Origin of the sequence: Nocardioides salarius (genome assembly GCF_016907435.1) — a bacterium.
GTDB classification, from domain to species: domain Bacteria; phylum Actinomycetota; class Actinomycetes; order Propionibacteriales; family Nocardioidaceae; genus Nocardioides; species Nocardioides salarius.
In genome coordinates, this window is sequence record NZ_JAFBBZ010000001.1 from 3,970,312 (window position 1) to 3,992,582 (window position 22,271).

Genomic DNA, 22,271 nt, shown 5'->3' on the forward strand with positions numbered 1-22,271 from the left:
CACGGCGGCTGCGGCAGGAGTAACTTGGAGGGGGTGGGGAGCATCGGCTGGGACGAGCACGAGCGGGCCGTGGCACGGCTGCGGTCGTCGTACGACGCGATCCCGGACGGCGCGCCCGTCCGGCTGGCCAAGCGCACCTCGAACCTCTTCCGGCCCCGGGCCGCGACCACCGGCCCCGGCCTCGACGTCAGCGGGCTGACGGGCGTCATCGAGGTCGACCCCGCCGCCGGCACCGCCGAGGTGCAGGGCATGTGCACCTACGAGGACCTCGTCGCGGCCACGCTGGCGCACTCGCTGGTGCCGCTGGTGGTGCCGCAGCTGCGCACGATCACCCTCGGCGGCGCCGTGACCGGCCTGGGCGTGGAGTCGACGAGCTTCCGCAGCGGGCTGCCGCACGAGTCGGTGCTCGAGATGGACGTGCTGACCGGCGCGGGCGAGGTCGTCACCACCCGTCCCGGGGACGCGCTCTTCGACGCCTTCCCCAACTCCTACGGCTCGCTGGGCTACGCGACCCGGCTGCGCATCGAGCTCGAACCGGTGCCGGGGCGGGTCGCGCTGCGCCACGTGCGGTTCGACGACCCGGCCCGTCTGGTCGAGGCGATCGCGCAGGTCACCGCGACGCGGGAGTGGGACGGCGCCCGGGTCGACGGCCTCGACGGGGTCGCCTTCGAGCCCGGCGAGCTGTACCTGAGCCTTGCCACCTGGACCGACGACCCCGGCCCGACCAGCGACTACACCGGGCAGCAGGTCTACTACCGCTCGATCAGGGAGCGTGGCGCCGACCTGCTCACCATGGAGGACTACCTCTGGCGCTGGGACACCGACTGGTTCTGGTGCTCGGCCGCCTTCGGGGCCCAGCACCCGCTGGTGCGCCGCGTGTGGCCGCGGCGCTGGCGCCGCTCCGACGTCTACCACCGCCTCGTCGGGCTCGACGCCCGGCTCGGGCTCGTCGACCGGCTCGACCGTCGCGCGGGCCGCCCGCAGCGCGAGCGGGTGGTCCAGGACGTCGAGGTGCCGCTGGCGCGGCTGCCCGAGTTCCTGGCCTGGTTCGACGAGCACGTGGGGATGCGCCCGGTGTGGCTGTGCCCCCTGGTCGCCCACCGGGACTGGCCGACCTACCCGCTGGCCCCGCACGAGGTCTACGTCAACGTCGGCTTCTGGGGCACCGTCCACGTCGGTCCCGACGCGCCCGACGGGCCGACCAACCGGGCCATCGAGGAGCAGGTGCACGCCCTGGGCGGGCACAAGTCGCTCTACTCCGAGGCCTTCTACGACCGCGAGACCTTCGACCGGCTCTACCGCGGCGACCGCCTGGGCGCCGTCAAGAGCCTCCACGACCCCGACGACCGGCTCACCTCGCTCTACGACAAGGCGGTGCGACGACAGTGACCTCCACGATCCCCATCGGTGACGCGGTGGCCTCCCTGATGCGTGAGGGGATGCCCGTGCGGTTCGAGGCGTACGACGGCTCCGTCGCGGGCCCCGCGGACGCCGACATCACCCTGCGCCTGCTCGACCGGCGCGGCCTGGCCTACCTGCTCACCGCCCCCGGCGACCTGGGCATGGCCCGGGCCTACGTCAGCGGCGACCTGCGCATCGAGGGCGTGCACCCCGGCGACCCCTACGACGCGATGACGCTGCTGCAGAGCAGGCTGCGCTTCCGCACCCCCTCGATCGGCGAGGCCGTGACCCTGCTGCGCGGCCTCGGGCTGGCCAACCTCAAGCCCCCGCCGCCGCCGCCGCAGGAGCACCTGCCGCGCTGGCGGCGCGTCGTCGAGGGGGTGCGGCACTCGCTCGACCGCGACGCCGAGGTGATCTCGCACCACTACGACGTCTCCAACGCCTTCTACCGCCACGTGCTGGGCCCCTCCATGGCCTACACCTGCGCGGTCTACCCCGACGCCGGCGCCACCCTGGAGGAGGCCCAGGCCGAGAAGTTCGACCTGGTCTGCCGCAAGCTCGGCCTGCGACCCGGGATGCGCCTGCTCGACCTCGGCTGCGGCTGGGGCGGGATGGTGCGGCACGCGGCGCAGCACTACGGGGTGCACGCGCTGGGCGTGACCCTGAGCCGCGAGCAGGCGTCGTACGCGCGCGAGGCGATCGAGGCCGACGGGCTCGGGCACCTGGCCGAGGTCCGCCACAGCGACTATCGCGCGGTGCGCGAGACCGGCTTCGACGCGATCAGCTCGATCGGGCTGATGGAGCACGTGGGGGTCAAGAACTACCCGGCCTACTTCGGGTTCGTGCGCGTGCACCTGCGCGAGGGCGGGCGGCTGCTCAACCACTGCATCACCCGTCCCGACAACGCCCCGCGCGAGACCGGTGCCTTCATCGACCGCTACGTCTTCCCCGACGGCGAGCTCACGGGCTCGGGCACGATCATCACCCGCGCCCAGGACGCCGGGCTCGAGGTGGTGCACGAGGAGAACCTGCGCCGCCACTACGCGATGACCCTGCGCGACTGGTGCGCCAACCTGGTCGAGCACTGGGACGAGTGCGTGGCCGAGGTCGGCGAGGGCACCGCGCGCGTGTGGGGCCTCTACATGGCCGGGTCGCGGCTGGGCTTCGAGCGCAACGAGATCCAGCTGCACCAGGTGCTGGCCGTGCACACCGGCCCTGACGGCGACGACGGATTGCCGCTGCGTCCGTCGTGGTGAGTAGCCTCGGCGGGTGAGCACGCGAGCGATGACCTTCGAGGCCCAGGTGCTGGGCCGCGAACGGATCACCGACCACCTGCTGCGCCTGCGGCTCGGCGGCGAGGGCCTGAGCGGCTTCGCCAGCACCGGGGTGCCCGACGAGTGGGTCGGCCTCGTGGTGCCCGGGCAGTTCCAGAGCCGCTACTACACGGTGCGCTCCTTCGCCGGCGGCGAGCTGGTGCTCGACGTGGTCGTCCACGACGTCGGCCTGGTCACCGAGTGGGCCCAGCTGCCCGACGTGGTGGGCCAGCGGGTCGTGGTCACCGAGCCGAAGGGCTCCTTCACGCTTCCCGACGGCGCGCGCTGGCTGATGCTCGTCGGCGACCTGACCGCGATGCCGGCCATGGCGCGCATCAGCGAGGAGGTCGACCTGCCGACGCGGGTGTGGGCCGAGGTGCCCGAGCGGGTGCCCGGCTACCTGCCCGAGGGCGGCGACGTGACCTGGCTGGCGCAGCCCGGCGACGGGCAGTCGTCGCTGGCCGAGGTGGTCGGCGACCTGGTCTGGCCCGAGGGTGAGGGCTACTTCTGGATGGCGGGGGAGTCGGCGCAGATGCGGGCGATCCGCAAGCACCTGATGCGCGAGCGCCGGCTGCCCAGCACGGCGTACGACGTCATGGGCTACTGGCGCGGCGGGGCGCAGCGCCAGCCCAGGGCGGTCGACCCGGGGCCCATCTGGCGCGCCGGCAAGGCCGCCGGCAAGTCCGACGAGGAGATCTGGGCCGACTACGACGCAGCGAGGGAACAATGAGCAGCACACCGGAGCACAGGAGCGGGTTCGCCTCGTTCGTCGGGCGCCCGAACGCCGGCAAGTCCACCCTGACCAACGCGCTGGTCGGCTCGAAGGTGGTCATCACCTCCTCGAAGCCGCAGACCACGCGCACCGTCGTGCGCGGCATCGTGCACCGCCCCGACGCCCAGCTGATCCTGGTCGACACCCCCGGCCTGCACCGCCCCCGCACCCTGCTCGGCGAACGGCTCAACGACCTGGTCAAGACCACGCTGGCCGAGGTCGACGTGGTCGCGGTCTGCTTCCCGGCCAACGAGAAGGTCGGGCCCGGCGACCGGTTCATCGTCTCGGAGATGGCCAAGATCAAGCGCACCACCAAGGTCGCCATCGCCACCAAGACCGACCTGGCCACCCCCGAGCAGATCGGTCAGCACCTGCTCGACATCCAGGCCCTCGGCGCCGACCTCGGCATCGAGTGGGCCGAGATCGTGCCCGTCTCGGCGCAGGCCGGTGACCAGGTCTCGCTGCTCGAGGACCTCCTCGTGGGGCTGCTGCCCGAGGGCCCCCAGCTCTACCCCGACGGCGAGCTGAGCGACGCTCCCGAGGAGGCGATCGTCGCCGAGCTGGTGCGCGAGGCCGCGCTCGAGGGCGTGCGCGACGAGCTGCCGCACTCCATCGCCGTCGTCGTCGACGAGATGGGCCTGCGCGAGGGCCGCGACGAGGACAAGCCGCTGCTCGACATCTATGCCGTCGTCTACGTCGAGCGCGACTCCCAGAAGGGGATCATGATCGGCAAGAAGGGCTCGCGCCTGCGCAAGGTCGGCACCGACGCCCGGGTGCAGATCGAGGCCCTGCTGGGCACCCCCGTCTACCTCGACCTGCGCGTCAAGATCGCCAAGGACTGGCAGCGCGACCCCCGCCAGCTGCGCAAGCTCGGCTTCTAGCCACCCGTCCCACCCCGCCGACCCGGCGCAAACTTCCCCCCCACCCGGCCCAAACTTCCCGCCCACCCGGCCCAAACTTCCCGCCCACCCGGCCCATGTCTCCTGCGGCCGATTCGGGCCGACTGGGTGCGAAGTTTGCGCCGGGTCAGGGTGATATTCAGGCCGGGTCAGTCGGGGACCCAGCAGAGGCCGTGGCGCCGACCGGCCGCCCACTGCTCGGCATCTGGCCACTCGTAGCCCCAGCTGAAGTCGAGGGGGTCCTCGGCGGCCTCGCGGCCGGCCGCCTCGCAGGGCTCCTGGCCGCGGGCGCGGGCGGCGTCCTCGCCGGGGTAGTCCTGGGAGCCCTGCCCAGCGGCGAGGTCGACGACCTGCACGGCTCGCCACGTGTGGTCGGTCGAGCACAGCACCCGGGTGAAGTCGGGGGTGCCGGGCTCGGCGGTGCCGCACATCCCGTAGCGCTCCCGCCCGGCCTCGGTGCCGAGCACTCCTCGCATGGGGGGCGTGAGCTCGGCCAGGCGCTCGGCGCCGGCCAGGGCCACCACGTCGCAGCGGTACCACGACGCGCCCTCGTCGGCCTCCTCGAGGCTGGGGGTGAACCACACGCTGCGCAGCATGCTCAGCCGCAGCGCGTCGGGCCCGCCGCCGAGGAAGTCGCCCAGCGCGGCCGGGCAGCGCTCGGCGACCCCGGCCTGCACCGCCTCCGAGTCCACGGCCAGCAGGTGCCCGTCGACCACGGTGTCGAGGGGCCCGGCGTCGAAGGTCACGGCCGTGTGGGTGCTCGCGCACCGCACCGGCGGTGCCGACGAGGTCGGCGCCACGGCATCGTCGTACGACAGGCGGTAGCAGGTGGCGGTGGGTGGCGGCTCGACCGGCTCCGCCTGCTCCGCCGGCGCGGCGCGCTCGGACGGCGCGGCGGCGGACGAGGACGGGGCGGTGCCGGAGGCGCTCGCGGCGTCGGGGCCCGGGGCGGGATCGTCGGCGGTGCAGGCCGCCAGCACGGGCGCCAACGCCACCGCCACGACCAGCGTGGCGGCACCGTGGCGTGGACCCCGTCTCACGACGAGGTGCGCGCCCAGCACACCGAACGGCGGTTGCCGACCTGCCACTCGGCCTGCTTGAACCAGGTGAAGCCGAAGTCGTACTCGAGCGGGTAGCCGAGCCAGGCGGCCACGGAGTCGGAGCAGAAGTCGCGGCTGGTCACCTCGACGACCCGGTCGCCCGGGTAGTCGTCGCCGGGCTCGCCCACCTTGATCGTGGTGACCGCGCGCCAGGTGTGCTTCTCCGAGCAGGGCACCTTCGGCGAGCCGGCCACGGCCGGGCCGTTTGCGCAGACCATCCACTCGTCGGGCGGCAGCCCGATCAGCAGGCCCTCGGCGGTCTTGGGCAGCGGCCGGTAGTCGACGCCCTCGCCGCCGCCGCCGATGACGTCGCAGCGGTACCACCGCGCGCCCTCGTCCCAGGCGGCCTCGGAGGGGCGGAACCACGACCAGGTCACGATGGTGCGCATCACCGACGACTCGTCGGCGCCGAGGAAGGCCATCAGCCCCTTCGAGCACGTCTTGTAGGCCCAGGCCCCCAGCTCCTCGGAGTCGTACGCCGCGTCGTGCAGCTTGTCGGGCAGGGTGCCCACCGCGTAGGTCTGGGCGGTGTGCTCCTCGGTGCAGTCGACCGCGGCGGTGGCGTTGGCCGGCAGCGCGACGTCCTCGGGGCGCAGGTTGCGGCACTGGCCCAGCTCGGGGACCGCGGTGGAGTCGACGAGGGCGGGGTCGGGGTTGCGGCCCTGGGTGGCGCCCGCGCCGCGGGCGTCGCCGGAGCCGGCCGAGCCGGTGCAGCCCGAGAGCGCCAGGGCCAGCACGGTGGCGGCGCCGGCGAGCGCCGTGGTCCGGCTCGGGTGGCGCACGTGGTCTCCAGTGGCGGGTCGGTCGGGGCTGCGGGGGCCGACTCCAGGATCGGGCGTCGGGCGGGGCGATCCTAGCCGCCCCGTGGTCGGTGCGCTCAGTCCTGGCTGAGCAGCGCCGCGAGGGTGCCGCCGAGCTCGTAGGCCCGCTCCAGCCCGGTCTCGTCGACGTCGCCGAGGACCTCCAGCACCTCGGCGCTCTGCCGCCAGGACAGCGCCTGCACGATGCTGCTCACCGAGCGCACCGCACCCGTGGTGTCGTAGCGACCGTGGACCCACAGCCCGTAGGGGCGTCGGCTGCCGCTCGCCTCGCCCTGCCCGGCGGAGCCGTCCTGGCCCAGGTCGCCGCCGGACTGCAGGAAGATCGTGTCGAAGAAGTGCTTCAGCGCCCCGGACATGTAGCCGAAGTTGGCGGGCGTGCCGAGCAGGAACCCGTCGGCGGCACGCACGTCGTCGGCGCCGGCCTCGAGGGCCTCGCGCACCACCACCTCGACACCGGTGATCGACTCGTCACGGGTGCCGGCGACGACCGCCTCGCTGAGCGAGCGCAGCGTCGGGGTGGGGGAGTGGTGGACCACCAGGAGCCGGGCCATGGCGCCACCGTAGCCGGGCGGGCCGGACCGTGGCTCAGCCCAGCCAGCCGTGCCGGTGCGCCCAGGCCACGGCCTGGGTGCGCCGGGTGACCCCGGTCTTGCCGTAGACCTGCCGGATGTAGGTCTTGACCGAGTTGACGCTGACGAAGAGCCTCTCGGCGACCTCCTGGTTGCTCAGCCCCTCGCAGATCAGCGCCAGCACCTCCGACTCGCGGGTGCTCAGCCCCGGGAAGTCGACGCCGGGGCCCCGGGGGTGCAGGTCGGGGGTCGGCCGCTCGCCGCGCGCCACCGCCTCGAGCGCGGCGAGCAGCTCGGCCCCGCTGGCGGTCTTGCCGAGGTAGCCGTGCGCGCCCGCGTCGAGCGCCTGCCGCACCCCCACCGGGTGCGTGTGCCAGCTGAAGACCAGCACCCGGGCCGGGGCGTGGCCGGCGAGCCGGCCCAGGACGTCGCGGGCGGCCGGGGGCACCGGGAACGGGTCGCAGAGCACCACGTCGAGGCCCGGGGTCCCGTCGTTCGTCCCGTCGTGGGTGCCGTCGGCGGCCACCCGTGCGCGGTCGGCGTACGGGCGCAGCATCGCCTCGATGCCCCGGGTGACCAGCTCGGGCTCGTCGACGACCCGGACCCGGAGCGGACGGCGCGAGCGCGGGGCGGTCAGGGCGCTCGGCTCGTTCACGAGAAGGCAAGGTAGTCAACGCGACCGGTCGCGCAGGCGCGTCGAGGCTCACCTCTACGGGTGATTCTCGACCCGGAACGGCGGGGCGCTCGGGCCGTGGACGGCTGCGACCGGCCCGGGCGGGGGTGCGCTAGTCTGGGGTGACCATGATGCGACAGCACCTCCTCCTTCGCTGCCGCAGCGAGGTCTGAGCCAGAGCCGGACCCCCTCGCTGCGGAGTGTTCGTCCTGCGCGCCGGCCGCCGTGCCAGACCCCCGGACCACCAGCGAGGACCACCATCGTGAGTGACATCGTCAGCCCCTTCTCCACCATCCGCTCGGCGCAGAAGCCCAGCGGGATGCCGGTCGAGCGGTACCGCCCGTTCCCGCCGATCGACCTGCCCGACCGCACCTGGCCCTCCCGCACGATCGAGCAGGCCCCCCGCTGGCTCTCGACCGACCTGCGCGACGGCAACCAGGCCCTCATCGACCCGATGACGCCGGCGCGCAAGATGCGCATGTTCGACCTGCTGGTGCAGATGGGCTACAAGGAGATCGAGGTCGGCTTCCCGTCGGCCAGCGAGACCGACTTCTCCTTCGTGCGCCAGCTCATCGAGGGCGACCGGATCCCCGACGACGTCACGATCTCGGTGCTCACCCAGGCCCGCGAGGACCTCATCGAGCGCAGCGTCCAGTCGCTGGTCGGGGTGCCGCGCGCCAACATCCACCTCTACAACGCGCTGGCGCCGATGTTCCGGCGCGTGGTCTTCGGGGCCAGCCGCGACGAGGTCAAGGACATCGCGGTGCGGGGCACCGAGATGGTGATGAAGCACGGCGAGCAGGTGCTCGACATGACCGTGATCGGCTACGAGTACAGCCCCGAGATCTTCACCTCCACCGAGCTGCCGTTCTCGCTGGAGGTCTGCGAGGCCGTCAGCGACGTGTGGCAGCCCGAGGACGGGCGCGAGATCATCCTCAACCTGCCCGCGACGATCGAGGTCTCCACCCCCAACGTCTACGCCGACCAGATCGAGTGGTTCTCGCGCCAGCTCACCCGGCGCGAGAACACGGTGATCTCGCTGCACCCGCACAACGACCGCGGCACCGCCGTGGCCGCCACCGAGCTGGCGATGATGGCCGGCGCCGACCGGGTCGAGGGCTGCCTCTTCGGCCACGGCGAGCGCACCGGCAACGTGTGCCTGGTGACGCTGGGCATGAACCTCTTCAGCCAGGGCGTCGACCCGATGATCGACTTCGCCGTCGAGGGCGGGATCGACGAGATCCGCCGCACGGTCGAGTACTGCACCCAGCTGCCGGTCCACCCGCGCCACCCCTACGCCGGCGACCTCGTCTACACCGCCTTCTCCGGCTCCCACCAGGACGCCATCAAGAAGGGGCTCGAGGACCTCGACCGCCAGGCCGCCGAGCAGGGCGTGCCGGTCGGCTCGCTGCCCTGGGAGGCGCCGTACCTGCCGATCGACCCCAAGGACGTCGGGCGCACCTACGAGGCGGTCATCCGGGTCAACAGCCAGTCCGGCAAGGGCGGCGTGGCCTACGTGCTCAAGGCCGAGCACAAGCTCGACCTGCCGCGCCGCGCGCAGATCGAGTTCAGCCGGGTGGTCCAGCAGCGCACCGACGCCGACGGCGGCGAGATGACGCCCGAGGCGATCTGGGACGTCTTCCGCTCCGAGTACCTCGACCGCGAGAGCCCCCTGAGCCTCGACTCCGTGCACACCAGCTCGGCGGCCGGCGAGAAGGACGCGCTCACCGTCAACGTCGAGGTCGAGGGCGAGATGCGCACCCTCGAGGGCACCGGCAACGGTCCGATCGCGGCGTTCGTGGGGGCGCTCAACGAGCTGCCGCAGGAGTGGGACGTGCGGGTGCTCGACTACCACGAGCACGCGCTGTCCTCCGGTGGCGACGCCCTCGCGGCGGCGTACGTCGAGTGCTCGGTGCGCGACCGGATCTTCTGGGGCGTGGGGGTTGACGCCAACATCGTCACCGCCTCGCTGAAGGCGGTCATCAGCGCGGTCAACCGCGCCTGAGGCTCAGGCCTGCAGCGGCAGTCGCACCGTGAAGGTGCTGCCCTCGAGGTGGGCGGAGCGCACGGCGATCGACCCGCCGTGCGCCTGCACCACCGAGGCCACGATCGACAGCCCCAGCCCCGTGCCCTGGATGGCCTGCTCCTGGGCGGTGGAGGAGCGGAAGAAGCGCTCGAAGAGGCCGTCCTGCTCCTCGATCGGGATGCCGATGCCGGTGTCGCTCACGACCAGGACCGCCTCGCCCGCGGTGGTCTCCAGGCGCACCCGCACCACCCCGACGTCCTCGGTGAACTTCACCGCGTTGGCGACCAGGTTGAGCATCACCCGCTCGAGCTGCGCGCCGTCGCCGAGCGTCACGACGGGGTGCGGCGGGCGCTGCCACGTGACGTCGAGGTCGCGTCCGACCAGCAGCGCCGCGGTGGCCTCCTGCACCGCCTCGAGCAGGCCGGCGAGGTCGACCTCCTCGGCCTGCCAGCTCACCTCGCCCGAGTCGAGCCCCGAGAGCAGCAGCAGGTCGTTGCACAGCACGATGAGGCGCTGGCCGTTGCGCGCGATGCTGTCGAGCAGCGGCAGCTGGTCGTCGGCGGGCGCCACCAGCGTGCCGTCCTGCAGCAGCTCGGTGTAGCCGACGATGCTGGTCACCGGGGTGCGCAGCTCGTGCGAGACGGTCGAGACGAACTCGTTCTTGGCCTCGTCGATGGCCTGGAGCCGCTCGACGGCGGTGCGCTCCTTCTCGAGGGCGGCGACCACGAGGTCCTGGGTGCGGCGCTGCTCGGTGACGTCGCGGCCCACGCACAGGAACCCGACCTGGGCGCTGACCTCGCTGCCGGTCGCCGACAGCGACATCGACACCACGCGGCGCTCGCCCTCGCCGTCGACCCACCACCAGTCGCGGCTGGGCTGCTCCTCCTCGCCGAGCGAGGCGGTCAGCGCGGCGAAGACCGCGTCGTGGTCGGCGCAGCCCAGGCGCTCCTGCAGCTGCTCGGGGTCGAGCAGCATCGTGAACGGGAGGCCCACCAGGTCGACCGACTCGCGGCGCAGCAGGTGCTCGGCGCCCGAGTTGACCACGCTGATGCGACCCCGCGCGTCGAGCCCGACGATGGCGGTCGAGACGGCCGCCTGCATCAGGTGGGTGACTAGGCCGGCGCTGGCTCGCTCGGTGGTCACGTCGATGCCGGTCAGCACGGCGTACGCCGGCAGGCCCTCCTCGTCGCGGACCATGTTGTTGCTCCACAGGATGCGGCGCCGCTCGCCGCCCAGCGCCACCGCGTCGTGCTCGCGCACGACCGGGGCCCCGGAGCGGTTGGGCCACAGGAAGAGCGTCTCGAGGTCGTGGGCGCTGTCGGGGGCCAGCGTGGTCTCCCACAGGCGCCGGCCCACCAGGTCGGCCTCGGTGTAGCCCGTCATCTCGGTGGTGGCGGCGTTGACCCGCACGATCCGGGCCTCGAGGTCGGTGACGAGGATGATGCACGCGGTGGTGTCGAGCGTGGCGCTGGTGAGCTTCTCGGCGTCCATCAGGCGCCGGTGCGCGAGCTGCTCGGCGGTGACGTCGAGCAGCTGCACCGACCAGACCGGGCTGTCGGCGCCCGCCGAGATCCGGCTCACCGAGATGCTGAGCCGGGCGTCGCGGCGACCCACCACGCTGCCCTGGCCGCGCCAGCCGGCACCCGTGCCGCGCAGGCGCGCGGCCAGCCCCGAGCCACCCTCGACCACGACCACCTCGTCCACGTCGCACCCGACCAGGTCGTCGTGGGGGCGGCCCAGCAGGTCCACGGCGGTCTGGTTGGCCTCGTCGACGACCAGCCCGGCCGCGGTCTGGCGCAGCAGCAGCTGGCCGACCAGCGAGTCGGTGAAGTTGGCGCGGAAGAGCCGGCGCTCGGACCGGATGGCGTCGAAGAGCCGGTTGCGCTCGTCGAGCAGCAGGGCCAGCGGGAGCGTCAGCAGCACCGCGCAGGCCAGGTAGGCCTGGGCGATCCCCGCGGCCGCCACCGGTCCCAGGCCGTTGCCCGCGAAGGGGCCCTCGGCGCGTTGGGTCAGCACCGTGACCGTGCCGGCGAAGACGACGAGCTCGAGGGCGGTCACGCGCGGGCCCAGCCGCAGCGCGGCCCAGGTCAGCGGCACCAGCGGCACGAAGGTCAGGGGCAGCGCGTCCTGGGGCAGGAAGACGGCAGCGGTGGCCAGGGCGGTCGCAGCCACCTGGGCCGGCAGCTCGAGACGGGCGGCGCCGCGGGGCTCGGTCTGCTCGGCGGAGCCGGGCCGGGTCCGCGGGCGTCGCGGCACCAGCGCGGCGGGCACGACCAGCAGCACGGCCGCGGCGTGCGAGGTGAACACGGTGCGGGCCACCTCGACGGGCACGCCGAGGTCGAGGGGGCCGGCAGCGACCAGGAGCATCACGGCGATGGTGGCGGCACCGAGCACGGTGGCGACCACCAGGCGCAGCAGGTCACGCAGGTCGCCGACCCGTGGGGCCCCGGCGGCGGTGCTGGCGCGCAGCAGCAGCCCGGCCACCAGCGCCTCGGCGGTGTTGGCGACACCGAAGAACGCGGAGACCTGCCACGACCGCCCTCCGGTGAGGTTGGAGAGGCCCGTGGCCACCACGAGCGCGAGCGCCACGAGCAGCAGCTCGCGGCGCCCGGGGCGGGTCAGCGCCACCAGGACCACCGAGAGGCCGGCGGCCGGCCACCACACCGCGACCGGGTTGTCGTCGGGGCGCAGCACCACCGAGCCCAGCCCGACGGCGTACACCGCGACGAGGACCACCGCGCTCCAGGGCGCGCTGAGGTGCGCTCGGCGCGTCGTCGGCATGACGTCATCATCACCCGTGCGGGCGGTGCGGTCCGGCGAACGCCCGGCGTGGCGGCGGACAACCGGCGCCGGCCGGCAGTCTTTGCCCTAGGTTGGGCCCATGCTGGTCTCCGAGCACATCGGTCAGTTCTTCCTCGACTCCGAGGGTTCTCGCGACCGTCTCGAGTTCACCGAGTACGGCGGCGGCGACTCGTGGGTGGTGCTGCTGCACGGCCAGCTGATGCCGCGGCGGATGCACGAGCCCCTGGCGCGGCGCCTGGCCGCCGACGGCTTCCACGTCGTGACCCTCGACCTGCTCGGGCACGGCCGCTCCGACCGGCCCGCCGACCCGCAGGCCTACTCGGTCAGCGCCTTCGCCGACCAGGTCGTCGCCCTGCTCGACCACCTGGGCGTCGCGCAGGCCGTGGTCGGCGGCACGTCGCTGGGTGCGAACGTCTCGCTCGAGGTCGCCGCCACCGCGCCCGAGCGGGTGCGCGGGCTGCTGCTCGAGATGCCGGTGCTCGACAACGCGCTGGAGGCCGCGATCGTGGCCTTCGGGCCGCTGCTGATGACGGCGCGCTTCGCGCCGTTCACGATCAACACGCTGCGCCGCCTGACCCGGCCGGTGCCGCGCGGGCTGGTGCCGTTCTGGGCCGGGATCGGCCTCGACACCCTCGACCAGCGCGCCGACGTCGTGGCCGCGGTGGTGCACGGGCTCTTCTTCGGACGGGTCGCCCCGTCGGCCGCCGAGCGGCGCGCCATCACCGTGCCGACCCTCGTGGTGGGCCACCCCCGCGACCCCGTGCACCCAGCCGCCGACGCCGCCCTGCTGGCCGAGGAGATGCCGGCCGCCGAGTTCGTGCGGGCGCGCTCGATCGTGGAGTGGCGCCGCTCGCCGCAGCGCCTCGACCAGGTCGCGGTCGACTTCTGCCAGGCCACCTGGCGCTCGAGCACGAGGCGCTCGCGCCGCGCCTGAGCGGCGGGTGGCCCCACCCGCGGGCACCCACCAGGCAGAATGGGGGAGTGCCTCTCTACCGCGACGAGGCGGTCGTGCTGCGCACCCACAAGCTGGGCGAGGCCGACCGCATCATCACCCTGCTGACCCGCCAGCACGGGCGGGTGCGCGCCGTCGCGCGCGGCGTACGACGCACGACATCGCGGTTCGGCTCGCGCCTGGAGCCCTTCACCCACGTCGACCTGCAGCTCGCCGACGGGCGCAACCTCGACACCATCACGCAGGCCGAGACGCTGACACCCTTCGCGAGCGGGCTGGGCGCCGACTACGAGCGCTACACCGCGGGCACGGTGATGCTCGAGACCGCCGAGCGACTGGTCACCGAGGAGAAGGAGCCGGCCACCCAGCACTTCCTGCTGCTGGTCGGCGGGCTGCGCGCGATGATGGCCGGCGACAAGGGTCCCGGCCAGGTGCTCGACTCCTACCTGCTGCGGTCGCTGTCGGTGGCCGGCTACGCGCCGTCCTTCGACCACTGCGCACGCTGCGGGGTCGAGGGCCCGCACCGGTGGTTCAACCCCTCGATGGGCGGGATGCTCTGCAGCACCTGCCGGCTGCCGGGCTCCGCCGGGCCGGCCGCGGCGACCGTCGAGCTGCTCGGCGCCCTGCTGGCCGGCGACTGGCCCGTCGTGGCCCAGGCCGACCAGCGCACCCGCAAGGAGGCCAGCGGACTGGTGGCGGCCTACCTGGCCTGGCACGTCGAGCGCGGGCTGAGGTCGCTGGCCTACGTCGAGCGCTGAGCCGTGCGCTGAGGCGAGCGTTGAGGTGGCACGACTCGCCACGAGCATGGCCGAAGACGCGCCGAGCGACCGCCGGTCTGCCAAGGTAAAGCCTCCGTCGAGAGGAGGCGCTGTGCAGGACGACCCGCGGCTGCTGCAGTGCGGCTTCGCGCTGCTGGTGCTCCTCGAGACCGCGCTGCGCGTGCCGGCAGGCCTGCCCGCCTGGCCGTCGTGGCCCGCCAGCGGGTTGTCGCTGCTGGTCGTCGTGACGCTGGCGACCGTGCTCGCGCCCCGGCCGGGCACGCCCGGTCCCTACGTGTGGGTCGCGGGCGCCGACCTGGCCGTGGTGGGCCTGACCCGGCTGACCCCCGAGGGCAGCGCCGCCGCGATCCTCTCGGTGCTGCCGGTGCTCTGGCTGGCCCGGCACCTCGGCCGGCGCGGCGCCTGGGCGGGGGGCGCGGCCGCGCTGCTGCTCGTCTCCGCGCCGGGCATCGCGTACGCCGGCGTCGACGGCGCGGGGCTGGCCCGGGCGGTGCTGCCGCCGGCGGTGGCGGTGACCGCGGGTCTGGTGATCGCCTCGGGGGTGCGTCGTGCGCAGCTCGAGCGGGCCGAGGCCACCAGGCGCGGGCACGACCTGGCCGCCGCGCTCGACACGATCGAGCACCAGCGGCGCACGGCCGAGGCGATCCTCGACACCGTCGACGTGGGGCTGCTGCTGCTCGACGAGCAGGGTCGCTACGTGGGCCGCAACAAGCGGCACGAGGACTTCATGGCGCTGGCCTTCCCCGACGGCCACGACGGCACCGCCGGACAGCTGGGACAGGTGCGCCACGCCGACGCGGTCACCGCGATGGCCCGCGACGAGATGCCGACCCACCGGGCTCGGCTCGGCGAGGAGTTCGACGACATCCGGATCTGGGTCGGGCAGGGGGCCGAGCGGCGTGCGCTGTCGGTCTCGGCGCGCTCGATCCGTGACGAGAGCGGCCGACAGACGGGTTCGGCGCTGGCCTACAAGGACGTCACCGACTTCATGGAGGCGATGGAGGTCAAGGACGCCTTCGTGGCCTCCGTCTCCCACGAGCTGCGCACGCCGCTGACCTCGATCGCGGGCTACCTCGACGTGCTGCTCGAGCGTGCGGACCTGCCTGCGCAGGCGGTGCGCCACCTCGAGATCGCCGAGCGCAACGCCCACCGCCTCGAGCGGCTGGTGGCCGACCTCCTCTCGACCGCCGTGGCCGACGCGAGCCCGACCGCGGTGCAGCGGGCGACGGTGGACCTCGCGGCGCTGGTGCGCGAGCAGGTCGAGGCCGCCCGCCCCGTCGCGGCCGCGCGGCAGGTCGAGCTGGTGGGCTGCGCCGCCGGGGAGGTGGCGGCGTACGTCGACTCCCAGCGGGTGCGGCAGGTGGTCGACAACCTGCTCTCCAACGCGCTCAAGCACACCCCGGCCGGTGGGCGGGTGCGGGTCGAGCTCGTGCCCGGCGACGACGAGCTCGAGGTCTGCGTCAGCGACACCGGCCCCGGGATCGACCCCGCCGAGCGTGACCAGGTCTTCGGGCGGTTCTTCCGCACCCGTGCGGCCCGCGACCAGGTGCTGCCCGGGGTCGGGCTGGGCCTGGCGATCACCCGCGACATCGTGGCCGCCCACGACGGGCGCATCGAGCTCGACGACGCCCCGGGCGGCGGCCTGCGGGCGCGGGTGCTGCTGCCGCGCGGCGGTGGCGCCGTAGGCTCCGGGGCGTGAGACGCGCCGTACGAACGCCCACCCCGCACCCCTCGGGCGCCACCGCGCCCGTGCTGCCGCGCGAGCTCGTGCCCGAGCACGTGGCCATCGTCATGGACGGCAACGGCCGGTGGGCCAAGCAGCGGGGGCTGCCCCGCACGCGCGGGCACGAGATGGGGGAGAGCTCGCTCTTCGACGTGGTCGAGGGCGCCATCGAGATCGGGGTCAAGGCCGTGTCGGCCTACGCGTTCTCGACCGAGAACTGGTCGCGCTCGCCCGACGAGGTGCGCTTCCTGATGGGCTTCAACCGCGACGTCATCCGGCGCCGACGCGACGAGATGCACGAGCTGGGGGTGCGGGTGCGCTGGGCCGGGCGCACTCCGCGGCTGTGGCGCTCGGTGGTCAAGGAGCTGCAGGCGGCCGAGGAGATGACCCGCGACAACGACGTGCTGACGCTGACGATGTGCGTCAACTACGGCGGTCGCGCCGAGCTGGCCGACGCGGCCCGGGCGATCGGCCGCGAGGTCGCGGCGGGCCGGCTGGACCCCGAGAAGATCACCGAGAAGACGCTGGCGCGCCACCTCTACCTGCCCGACCTCGCCGACGCCGACATGGTCTGGCGCACCTCCGGCGAGCAGCGGCTGTCCAACTTCATGCTCTGGCAGGCCGCCTACGCCGAGATGGTCTTCACCGACGTGCTCTGGCCCGACGTCGACCGCCGCGCGCTGTGGTCGGCCATCGAGACCTATGCCTCCCGCGACCGCCGCTACGGCGGCGCGCTGCCGAACGCCTAGCCGGCCGGTGCGCCGCATGAGTCCCCGGCCGGCCGGGGACTCATGCGCTTGTCAGGGGTTGCAACACCCATCAAGCGCCGGACTTCCCTGACAAGTCCGCGGCCTGGGCTCACGCGTACGCATCAACGGTCCGGGCGCGCCGGCGCCCCCCGTCGCGGTGCTGCTGCGGCGGGGGTGCGGCGAGTCGGCTGGTCAGACGGGCCGGGTCGGCGGTCTGGTGAGTGGTGGTGGTCGGCCGAGGTCGGTGGTGCCTCGTGGTTCGACGAGGTACTGGTAGCGGTGCGGGCTGGTCCAGATGAACCCGGTGGGGGTGGGGCGGTAGGTCCAGGCGGTGTGGGTCTTGGCGCGGTGGTGGCGCCTGCAGAGGGTGGCCAGGTTCGCGGTCGTGGTCTGGCCGGGTGGGCCGTCGGGGTCGTAGGTGGTGATGTGGTCGAGGTCGGCGTGGGCCTCGTCGGGTCGGCGGCGTCGGGCGCGGCGGGTGCAGTGCGGGAAGACACAGCGGGGGTGGCGTTGCCGCGTCTGCTCGGCGAGCCGGTCGGTGGGGCTGTAGCCGGGGGTGGTGATCTCCTGGGCCAGGTCGAGGGGCCGGCGGGGGTGGGGTCGTAGGTCGGGTGCGCTGGCGAAGCGGCGGATGTCCTCGGCGGTGACCTCACCGGTGGGCTTGGTGTTGAGGTGCTCGGTGTTGCCCGGCTGGGTGGCGCGGAAGGGGTGCTCGTAGGCCTCGGGGTCGAGGCCGCCACCGGTGATGGTGCGGTAGGAGACGTGGGTGCCGGGGACGCGGAGCCACTCGCAGAGCTGGTCAGTGGTGAGGAAGCTGCGGGTCTCCTCGATGCGGGCCAGGTGCAGCCCGGCGGAGGGCGCGAAGGGGTCTGCACTCATCCGGCAGGTGGTGGGGTCGGTGCCGGCCAGGGCGGTGTCGGTGAGGTGGATGTTGAGCACGACCTGCCGCGCTGGCACCCGCGGCGCGGGGTCTTCGTCGCCGTCTCGAGCCTCTGTGCTGGTGAGGTCGAGGGTGGTCTGGGTGCGGGCGAGGACGCCGAGGGCCTGGCTGCGGCGTACGTCGAGTGGTTGGTCGGAGCCGGCTAGGGCGAGGTTGCGGGCCTCGCGGGCCACGGCGTTCTCGAGGTCGAGGGCGTCGGCGAGGTCGAGGCAGCCGGTGATGTCGGCGGTGCCGTCGATGCAGGCGCCGCCGCGGGTGGCGGTGTCGAGGTGGATGTCGAGCCTGCGGTGCTCTGCGGCCTTGGCGCGGTTGTCCTCGGCGGCCTCGGGGTCGAAGCGGCACAGGGCTTCCTCGACGAGGCGGGCCAGGGCGGCGTAGGAGCAGGTGGCGGCGACACCGGCGAGGTGCCGGTCGACCCACTCGGCGGCCTCGGCGGGCAGGGCGAGGGTGGCCTCGGCGATGCGACGGGCCCGCCACACCGGCACCCGGCCGGCGGTGACCGCGCCGTGGAGGTGGGGGAGGCGGTAGCGGATCTCGACCACGTGGGCGACGTAGCCCACCGCGGTGTCGGCGGAGAGCCCGATGGCGGTGCCGTACTCGACGATCGCGAACTCCGAGACCGACGGGGCACCCGGCCCGGCGATGCTGACCTGCAGGTCGGTGCCGGGCAGCACCGCGGCGCGGGCCGGGTCGAAGGTGGTGTGCATCGCCGCCCAGGTGCAGGTCGCCTCGTACATCGCGACCTCGGCGGCATCACGGGCCGCGCGCTGGGAGCGGGCGTAGGCGAGCACCGCGTCGGCGGTGTCGCAGCGCTCCAGCTCCTGGGTGGTCATGAACCCATTCTACTAGAACACGTGTTCGAGTCAAGGGTTTCGGGACACCTGTGGACCGTCCCTGCGGGACGTCTCGGCCCCCGAGGGCGAAGCTGGTGCTCGTCGGGTGTCAGGGTGCCGCCGACCGGCGCCGGCCCTAGGAGCGGCGTACGTCGTCGCGGTGCGCGGCGAGCGCGTCGAGCGCGGCCGCCACGACCTCGTCGAGGGGCGGGGTGACGTCGACGACGCGGCCGGCCTCGTCGTCGCCGAGCGGCTCGAGGGTGTCGATCTGGGAGGTGAGCAGGGAGGTGGGCATGAAGTGGCGGGTGCGCTGGGCCATCCGCTCCGCCAGCACCTCGGTCGGCGCGTGCAGGTGCAGGAACCAGAGGTCGGGCACGTGCTCGCGCAGCCGGTCGCGGTAGGTACGCTTGAGCGCCGAGCAGGTGACGACGCCGTGGTGGCCGTCGCGCTCGTTGGCGGCCATCGCCTCGCCCACCCGGGTCAGCCAGGGCCACCGGTCGGCGTCGGTGAGCGGGTCGCCGGCCTCCATCTTGGCCACGTTGGCGCGCGGGTGCAGGTCGTCACCCTCGGTGAAGCCCCACCCCAGCGACTCGGCCACGCGCTCGGCGACGCTCGACTTGCCGGTGGCGGAGACACCCATCACCACGACCTGCACGCCGTCGACCCTAGGCGACGCCCGGGTGCTCAGGCCCGGCAGGCGGGGCAGGTGCCGAAGATCTCGAGGGTGTGGCTGACCTCGTCGTAGCCGTGCTCGGCCGCGATCGACCGGGTCCAGCTCTCCACCGCCGGGCCCTCGACCTCGACCGTGCGTCCGCAGGAGCGGCACACCAGGTGGTGGTGGTGGGTCGCCGAGCAGGCGCGGTAGATGGCCTCGCCACCCTCGGTGAGCAGCCGGTCGATCTCACCCGCGTCGGCCAGGCGCTGCAGGGTGCGGTAGACCGTGGCCAGCCCGACGGTCTCGCCCCGCCTGCCCAGCAGGTCGTGGATCTCCTGGGCCGAGCGGAAGTCGTCGAAGCTGGCCATCGCCTCGGCGACCGCCACCCGCTGGCGGGTCGGACGCAGGCCCGGCGACGGCGGTGTGGGGCGCTCAGTGCTCGTCATAGTGCTTCCCGTGGGGTGCGTGCCGGTGGCCGTCGTGGACGTAGTCGACGTGGTCGCCGTGGGGGACCGCGAGGTGGCCGCAGTCGGGGCCGTGCTCGTGGTCGTGGTGGGCGGTGACCTCGTGCTCGTCGGGTGCCACGTCGGGGAACGGCGCCCGACGTCGCTGGCGGCGGCGCAGCAGCACGCCCAGCGGCCAGGTCGCGACGAAGCAGGCCAGCGCGAGCAGCACGATCGCGGGCCCGGGCGGCACCGTGAGGCCGTAGGACTGCGAGAGGTACGCCGACGCGAGCAGGCCGCCGACGCCGGCACCCGCGCCGACCACCACGGCCCCGGCGACCGTGGCCCGGAACGAGCGCGCCAGCTGCTGCGACGTGGCGACCGGCACGATCATCAGCGCCGAGACGAGCAGCAGCCCCACGGTGCGCATCGCCACCGTGACCGTGACCGCGGCCAGGACGGCGACCAGCAGGTTGTAGGCGCGCACGTTGAGCCCGGCCACCTTGGCGAAGTCCTGGTCCTGGGCGACGGTGAACAGCTGGGGCATCAGGCCCAGGCCGAGACCGAGGATCACCACGGCCAGGGCGAGGGTGAACCAGATGTCGGTCAGGGAGATCGAGGTGATCGACCCGAAGAGGTACTGCTGCAGCGTGGCGCCGGTCTGCCCGGCGAGCCCGGTGATCATCACGCCGCCGGCCAGGCCGCCGTAGAAGAGCAGGGCCAGCGCCAGGTCGCCGCTGGTGTGGCCGCGGTCGCGGATCACCTCGATGGCCACCGCACCCAGGATGGCGACCACGACGGCCGTCCAGGTCGGGGCGATCCCGGTGAGCAGGCCCAGCGCCACGCCGGTGACCGCGACGTGGCCCAGCCCGTCGCCGAGCAGCGCCAGCCGGCGCTGCACCAGGTAGGTGCCGATGACCGGGGCGGCCAGGCCGGTGACCAGCGCCGCGAGCAGCGCGCGCTGCATGAACTCGTAGCCGAGGAGATCGATCACAGCCGGTGGTCCTCCCGGTCCCAGGGGGCCACCACGTCGGGGTGGTGGTCGTGGCGACCCGCGTCGAGGTCGTGGTGGTGGTGCCCGTGGGCGTCGCTGAGGTCGAGCGGCGGGCCGTCGTAGACGAGGCGGCCGTCGCGCAGCACCACGGTGCGGTCGACGAGCGGCGCGAGCGGCCCCAGCTCGTGGGTCACCAGCACGATCGTGCTGCCCGAGCGCGAGAGGGTGGCCAGCGCCTCGGCCAGCGCCTCCTGGTTGGGCAGGTCGACCCCGGCGGTCGGCTCGTCGAGGAAGAACAGGTCGGGACCCCCGGCCAGCGCGCGGGCGATGAGCACCCGCTGCTGCTGGCCGCCGGACAGCGTGGCGACGCTGTCCTTCGCGCGGTCGGCGAGCCCGACGACCTCGAGCGCCTCGGTGACGGCCGCCCGGTCGGCGCGGCTGGGCAGCGACAGCACGCGTCGACGGGTGAGCCGCCCGGAGGCGACCACCTCACGCACCGAGACCGGTACGCCGCTGGCCGCGCTCGCCCGCTGCGGGACGTAGCCGAGGCGGTGCCAGTCGCGGAAGGAGCCCATCGGGATGCCGAACAGCTCCAACGAGCCGCGCTCCAGCGGTCGGAGCCCGGTCAGCGCGCGCACCAGTGTCGACTTGCCCGAGCCGTTGGGGCCCAGCAGGGTCACGAACTCCCCGGCCCGGACGGTGAGGTCGACCTGGCGCACGACGGGGCGACCGCCGAGCACCACCGCGCCGTCGCGCAGCTCGACCACCGGGTCCGCATCGGGGTTCAGCAACGGTTCGCCTCCTCAAGGGCGGCGAGGTTGGAGCGCATGAGGGAAAGGTAGTCCTCGTCGGCCGTGTCGTCGGTCAGGCCCTCGATGGTGTCCAGGACCGCGGTGTCGACGCCAGCGTCGGCGGCCAGGACCTCGGCGGCCTGGGGGCTGACCAGGCTCTCGGAGAAGACCGTGGTGATGCCGGTGTCCTCGATGAGGTCCTGCAGCTCGGCGAGCGCGGCGGGCGTCGGCTCGGCGTCGGGGGAGAAGCCGTTGATCGAGGCCAGCTCGAGGTCGTAGCCCTCGAGGTAGCCGAAGGCGTCGTGGTTGGTCACCACGGTGCGGATCTCGCAGCCCGCCAGGCCCTCGGTGTACTCGCCGTCCAGCGTCTCGAGGTCGCTGCGCAGCTCGGCGGCGCGCTCCTCGAACGAGTCCGCCTCGTCGGGGTCGATCTCGGCGAGCCGCTCGGCCACCGCGTCGCCGAGGTCGGCCATCCGCAGCGGGTCGAGCCAGAAGTGCGGGTCGAGCTCGCCGTGGTCGTGGCCGCTGTGGTCGTCCTCGTCCTCGCCCTCGTGCTCCTCGCCCTCGTGCTCCTCGCCCTCGTGCTCCTCGTCGGAGTGCTCGTCCTCGAAGGGGATCAGGTCGACGACGGTCGCGGCGTCGAGCACCTCGGTCCCGCTGACCTCCTCGGCCGCCTCGTCCACGGCCGGCTGCAGGGAGTCGACGTAGACCAGCAGGGCGGCGTCGGAGAGGGCGGCGGTCTGGCCGATGCCGAGCTCGAGGTCGTGCGGCTCGCCGCCGGGCTGGGTGAGGTTCTCGACCTCGAAGGCGTCACCGGCCACGCGCTGCGCGACGTACTGCAGCGGGTAGAGGCCGGCCACCACCGTCTCGGAGCCCTCCGACCCGGACGTGCTGTCCGAGGTCAGGGCGCCGCACCCGCTCAGGGCGAGAGCCAGTGCGGCGGTGGCGGGCAGCAGGGCGCGACGGGGGTTCATGAGAACGATTCTCAGCCAGTTGAGAATCGTTGTCAACTCGAGGTGGAGGGGTGCGGACGGCG

20 protein-coding genes are annotated in these 22,271 nt (G+C 73.7%); 9 read left to right on the forward strand and 11 right to left on the reverse strand.

All coding sequences use genetic code 11. The features are described 5' to 3' along the window. The first annotated feature begins 33 nt into the window (after positions 1-33). The 4 genes from JOE61_RS19055 to era are packed head-to-tail and all read left to right on the forward strand — an operon-like array spanning position 34 to position 4,367. Positions 34-1,389 carry an FAD-binding oxidoreductase gene (locus JOE61_RS19055; protein WP_204797317.1) on the forward strand — a complete coding sequence of 452 codons (1,356 nt, stop codon included), beginning with the start codon at positions 34-36 and terminating at the stop codon, positions 1,387-1,389. Next, positions 1,386-2,657 carry a class I SAM-dependent methyltransferase gene (locus JOE61_RS19060; RefSeq protein WP_307823104.1) on the forward strand — a complete coding sequence of 424 codons (1,272 nt, stop codon included), beginning with the start codon at positions 1,386-1,388 and terminating at the stop codon, positions 2,655-2,657. Before JOE61_RS19055 ends, JOE61_RS19060 begins: the two co-directional genes overlap by 4 nt. Before the next feature lie 13 nt (positions 2,658-2,670). After that, positions 2,671-3,444: a siderophore-interacting protein gene (locus JOE61_RS19065; protein WP_193667377.1), complete on the forward strand. Its 774-nt coding sequence runs from the start codon at positions 2,671-2,673 to the stop codon at positions 3,442-3,444. Beyond that, positions 3,441-4,367, forward strand: a complete 927-nt coding sequence (era, locus tag JOE61_RS19070) for a GTPase Era (RefSeq protein ID WP_193667376.1) — start codon at positions 3,441-3,443, stop codon at positions 4,365-4,367. The genes JOE61_RS19065 and era overlap by 4 nt, the downstream gene beginning before the upstream one ends. Before the next feature lie 167 nt (positions 4,368-4,534). On the opposite strand, the gene JOE61_RS22315 is transcribed toward era, so the two are convergent. The 4 genes from JOE61_RS22315 to JOE61_RS19090 all read right to left on the reverse strand — a co-directional run bounded on the left by JOE61_RS22315 (position 4,535) and on the right by JOE61_RS19090 (position 7,530). After that, entirely contained in the window at positions 4,535-5,380 is an 846-nt protein-coding gene (locus JOE61_RS22315) for a septum formation family protein (RefSeq protein WP_307823105.1), read from the reverse strand. A 41-nt stretch (positions 5,381-5,421) separates the two neighbouring features. Next, entirely contained in the window at positions 5,422-6,267 is an 846-nt protein-coding gene (locus JOE61_RS19080) for a septum formation family protein (protein WP_307823106.1), read from the reverse strand. A gap of 95 nt (positions 6,268-6,362) precedes the next feature. Beyond that, positions 6,363-6,857: a flavodoxin family protein gene (locus JOE61_RS19085; protein WP_193667375.1), complete on the reverse strand. Its 495-nt coding sequence runs from the start codon at positions 6,855-6,857 to the stop codon at positions 6,363-6,365. Between the two features lie 34 nt (positions 6,858-6,891). Further along, the gene (locus JOE61_RS19090) at positions 6,892-7,530 is read right to left on the reverse strand and encodes a response regulator transcription factor (RefSeq protein ID WP_193667374.1); all 639 of its coding nucleotides are present in this window, start codon (positions 7,528-7,530) and stop codon (positions 6,892-6,894) included. Between the two features lie 337 nt (positions 7,531-7,867). On the opposite strand from JOE61_RS19090, the gene leuA reads away from it, so the two are divergent. Next, positions 7,868-9,553 (forward strand): 2-isopropylmalate synthase, encoded by a 1,686-nt coding sequence (leuA, locus tag JOE61_RS19095; protein WP_193667671.1) that lies wholly within the window; start codon positions 7,868-7,870, stop codon positions 9,551-9,553. A 3-nt stretch (positions 9,554-9,556) separates the two neighbouring features. On the opposite strand, the gene JOE61_RS19100 is transcribed toward leuA, so the two are convergent. Then, positions 9,557-12,355, reverse strand: a complete 2,799-nt coding sequence (locus JOE61_RS19100; protein ID WP_193667373.1) for an ATP-binding protein — start codon at positions 12,353-12,355, stop codon at positions 9,557-9,559. A 100-nt stretch (positions 12,356-12,455) separates the two neighbouring features. On the opposite strand from JOE61_RS19100, the gene JOE61_RS19105 reads away from it, so the two are divergent. From JOE61_RS19105 to JOE61_RS19120, 4 genes are all read left to right on the forward strand, one after another. After that, a complete protein-coding gene (locus JOE61_RS19105) occupies positions 12,456-13,310 on the forward strand; it encodes an alpha/beta fold hydrolase (RefSeq protein WP_193667372.1) in 855 nt (284 codons plus the stop codon). Positions 13,311-13,357: 47 nt separating this feature from the next. Continuing rightward, complete coding sequence (recO, locus tag JOE61_RS19110) at positions 13,358-14,086, forward strand: DNA repair protein RecO (RefSeq protein ID WP_193667371.1); 729 nt, start codon at positions 13,358-13,360, stop codon at positions 14,084-14,086. Positions 14,087-14,198: 112 nt separating this feature from the next. After that, a complete protein-coding gene (locus tag JOE61_RS22635; RefSeq protein ID WP_193667370.1) occupies positions 14,199-15,806 on the forward strand; it encodes a sensor histidine kinase in 1,608 nt (535 codons plus the stop codon). Further along, positions 15,803-16,579, forward strand: coding sequence for an isoprenyl transferase (locus tag JOE61_RS19120; protein WP_193667369.1), 777 nt, complete (start codon positions 15,803-15,805; stop codon positions 16,577-16,579). Before JOE61_RS22635 ends, JOE61_RS19120 begins: the two co-directional genes overlap by 4 nt. Before the next feature lie 192 nt (positions 16,580-16,771). On the opposite strand, the gene JOE61_RS19125 is transcribed toward JOE61_RS19120, so the two are convergent. From JOE61_RS19125 to JOE61_RS19150, 6 genes are all read right to left on the reverse strand, one after another. After that, complete coding sequence (locus tag JOE61_RS19125) at positions 16,772-18,352, reverse strand: HNH endonuclease signature motif containing protein (RefSeq protein ID WP_193667368.1); 1,581 nt, start codon at positions 18,350-18,352, stop codon at positions 16,772-16,774. Between the two features lie 136 nt (positions 18,353-18,488). Then, entirely contained in the window at positions 18,489-19,007 is a 519-nt protein-coding gene (locus tag JOE61_RS19130; protein ID WP_307823107.1) for a gluconokinase, read from the reverse strand. Between the two features lie 29 nt (positions 19,008-19,036). After that, on the reverse strand, positions 19,037-19,453 hold the full coding sequence (locus tag JOE61_RS19135; RefSeq protein ID WP_193667367.1) for a Fur family transcriptional regulator: 417 nt from the start codon (positions 19,451-19,453) through the stop codon (positions 19,037-19,039). Next, positions 19,440-20,444, reverse strand: coding sequence for a metal ABC transporter permease (locus JOE61_RS19140; protein WP_307823108.1), 1,005 nt, complete (start codon positions 20,442-20,444; stop codon positions 19,440-19,442). The genes JOE61_RS19135 and JOE61_RS19140 overlap by 14 nt, the downstream gene beginning before the upstream one ends. After that, the gene (locus JOE61_RS19145) at positions 20,441-21,235 is read right to left on the reverse strand and encodes a metal ABC transporter ATP-binding protein (RefSeq protein ID WP_193667366.1); all 795 of its coding nucleotides are present in this window, start codon (positions 21,233-21,235) and stop codon (positions 20,441-20,443) included. Before JOE61_RS19145 ends, JOE61_RS19140 begins: the two co-directional genes overlap by 4 nt. Then, positions 21,229-22,209, reverse strand: a complete 981-nt coding sequence (locus JOE61_RS19150) for a metal ABC transporter substrate-binding protein (RefSeq protein ID WP_193667365.1) — start codon at positions 22,207-22,209, stop codon at positions 21,229-21,231. The genes JOE61_RS19145 and JOE61_RS19150 overlap by 7 nt, the downstream gene beginning before the upstream one ends. Positions 22,210-22,271 lie beyond the last annotated feature (62 nt).